The following is a 638-nucleotide window of genomic DNA, read 5'->3' on the forward strand; positions in this document are numbered from 1 at the left end:
GAGATCTACAGTAACGCGGCGTGTGGGATCACGGCAAACGGCGGCACCGTAACTATCAACAATGGACGCATCCATGACAACGGACAGCATGGTATTTCTTCTTCCGCAAACCTTACGGTTGCGAGCGGTTCTTCGGGTACGGAGATCTGCAGCAATGGCGGGGATGGAATTGTTTCTTTTGCAACTCTTAACATGTCAGGCGGATATGTACACAGCAATAACGGAACCGGTGTTGTCAATTATGGAACCGGAACTATTTCCGGCGGTGAGATCCGGCACAATAAGGGAAACAGCAACGTAGTAAATGGCACAACGGGAACACTGCGGATGACCGGCGGATCGATCTACGGTACGGCGGCGAACGGTATCGCGAACAGCGGAAACCTCACATTTTCCGGTGGAAAGATCTATGGGTGCTCTGCTTCTGGAATCTTCCATGCGGGAACCACGACCATTACCGGCGGCAGCTTCTGGAGCAACGGGCATGACGTGCAGCATTTCGGACAGGAGAACAGCGGAAACCTGGTTATCGAGGGCGGAGCGGAAAGTGTCTGGCTGCCTACGGTTGGCAGATATGTGGTGACCCACAGCGGCAGGAGGCTTGTGATCAACATGCCGACGGACTGTTATAAGAGAGG

The 638-nt window shown here is 53.8% G+C and carries 1 pseudogene; it reads left to right on the forward strand.

The features are described 5' to 3' along the window. Positions 1 to 638: pseudogene (locus H8Z76_RS13460) on the forward strand (hypothetical protein); the annotation flags it as partial.

This window comes from Roseburia yibonii (assembly GCF_014297335.1).
Classification (GTDB): Bacteria; Bacillota; Clostridia; order Lachnospirales; family Lachnospiraceae; genus Roseburia_D; species Roseburia_D yibonii.